Annotated in this window: 2 protein-coding genes; both read left to right on the forward strand. The window is 39.3% G+C overall.

All coding sequences use genetic code 11. The features are described from left to right. Positions 1–154: 154 nt before the first annotated feature. A complete protein-coding gene (gene istA / locus GLW08_RS21455; protein WP_160850642.1) occupies positions 155–1,657 on the forward strand; it encodes an IS21 family transposase in 1,503 nt (500 codons plus the stop codon). Continuing rightward, a complete protein-coding gene (istB, locus tag GLW08_RS21460) occupies positions 1,654–2,373 on the forward strand; it encodes an IS21-like element helper ATPase IstB (protein ID WP_160850643.1) in 720 nt (239 codons plus the stop codon). Before istA ends, istB begins: the two co-directional genes overlap by 4 nt. Positions 2,374–2,439: the final 66 nt, after the last annotated feature.

Below are 2,439 nucleotides of genomic sequence, written 5' to 3' on the forward strand. Positions count from 1 at the left end.
TGTTTATGGCATTCTAATAATGTAAGGATTGGCATTTAATTTATGCCGGCCCCCGCGGGGGCCGGCATAAATTAAAAAAGTCACTTGCCAACCCCTCATAATAACTTTAAACTCCTCGTTGGACCAACAACGTTCGACAGGAGGCTATTAGGAGATGTTAGCAGTGACTCAAATAAAGTATATCAAACATGAAGTAAATCAAAAAGGTGATTCCTATTCCGATATTGGTAGACGTATGAGGTTGGACCCTCGCACAGTTAAGAAGTATGCCAACAAAGGAGACTTTACGGAGAGAGAAAAGCAGGAGCGTCTTTCACCCGTTATGGATCCTGTAAAACCTATCTTAGATAAATGGATTAAAGAAGATTTAAAAAAGAAGAAGAAAAACCATCGTACTGCAAAACGTATGTTTCATCAGTTGGTGAAGTATCATAGTTTCATTGGATCCTATAGAACTGTACGAGCCTATGTATCTAAGAAAAAGAAAGCGTTAAAAGAGTATATAGAAGAGGCGTCACTACCTCTGGAATCTATCCCTGGGACAGCACAAGTAGACTTTGGAACAGCCCCCTTTCTATATCATTCTGAGGTTATTGACCTTCCTTACTTGGTCATGTCATTCCCATACAGTAATTCATTCTATTTTCAAGTTTTTCCTTCGGAAAACACGGAATGTCTACTCGAAGGGCTACAACGCATGTTTCATCATATGGGCGGAGTTCCACATACAATTCGGTTTGATAACCTTTCACCGGCTGTAAAGAAAATAGGCGCTAAGGGAGAACGTGCTCTAACGGATACTTTTGAGCGTTTTGTTCTTCACCATGGATTTCACTATGAGTTTTGTAATCCTGGCAAAGGAAATGAAAAAGGCCATGTGGAAGCCATGGTGAAATACGTACGGAATAATTTCTTATTACCAGAATGTACCGTTCTTGATCTAGACCAATTCAATGAAACCTTATGGGAATTAGCTGAAGAAGATCGAGATCGTAGCCATTATGAAAAGCAAGTTTTACAGTCAAAGCTTTATACAGAAGAGCAAGAGAGGTGGCTTATGCTTCCAGAGAAGTCGTTTGAGTGTGTAAGGCACCAGGAGGTAAAAGCAGATAAATATGGTTTTGTCTCAATTGATCAGAAACAATATTCTACCTCCCCTCGTTTTGCGAAGCAGGTTGTCCGAGTTCGTATTACCTATCGATTTATTGTGATTCTAAATGAACAGAATGAGGTTATTGTTAAACACCATAGATTGTACGGAGTAAAGAGAAAATCCATGGTCTGGCAGCCCTATTTGGACTTATTATCAAGACGACCCAGAGCGATAAAGTATTCAAGCTTATATGAACAATTTCCCCAGATATGGACGGATTACTTGAACAATTGTACAGAAGAGGAACAAAAATCAGCTTTACGGCTATTAGGGAAGCTCTTAAAGAACAATGACTTTCGTTTATTGAATCAGGCGTTACAATCAGCCTCTGTCCATGGTCATCCAAGTGCTGATCAAATAAAACATTGTTTCTACTCTTTACTTCATGATGACCATCCATATCAAACAATCAAACCAACCGTAGAGGTACCTCAGGTACCTGTGGCATCCAGAGGTTTATCACACTATGACTCCCTGTTTCAGAACGGGGGTGAGATCAAATGAATGAACAAATCGAGGCTTATGCGAAACGGTTGAAGCTGAGTTGGATACGAGAGCATTTTGATGACGTTGAAGCAGAAACCAATAAGGAATACCTACTGAAGTTATTTGAGAAGGAAGTAGAAAATAGAGAGGAACGCAAGATCAACCTATTACTTAGCCAGGCTCAACTCCCTAAAACAGGAGATAACCCGTTTGAGTGGGAGCATATTCAAATCCCTCAAGGGATTGATAGAGAAACCATACTGAATGGAGATTTCATTCATAACCGAGAGAATCTAATTCTATATGGAGGTGTTGGGACAGGGAAGACATACTTGGCATCCTTGATTAGTCTGAATGCCATACATAGGTTTGGCAGTAAAGTTAAATTCTTCACCGTGGCATCTTTAGTGAATAAACTCATTGAAGCCAATCAGAATGGAAGCTTACAGAAGCTATTGAAACAAATTAAGAAGCTGGATCTTTTAGTTTTAGACGAATTGGGATACATCCCTCTTCATAAAGAGGGAGCAGAGCTTTTATTTCAAGTTATATCTATGTGTTACGAAGATAAGAGTATTGTTATCACAACAAATCTACAATTTGGGCAATGGAATCACGTATTTGGAGATCCCATCCTTACGGAAGCAGTGATTGATAGGCTGATACACCATTCCCATTTATTATTGTTTACAGGCGATAGTTTCAGGTACAAAGAATCATTAACTCACCGATAATTTAGAGGCGGCAAGTGGCATACATTTTTGAATGCCATTCCCTACATTTTTTACTTGCCAAATACA

The organism is Pontibacillus yanchengensis, assembly GCF_009856295.1.
In the GTDB taxonomy this organism is placed as follows: Bacteria; Bacillota; Bacilli; order Bacillales; family BH030062; genus Pontibacillus; species Pontibacillus yanchengensis_A.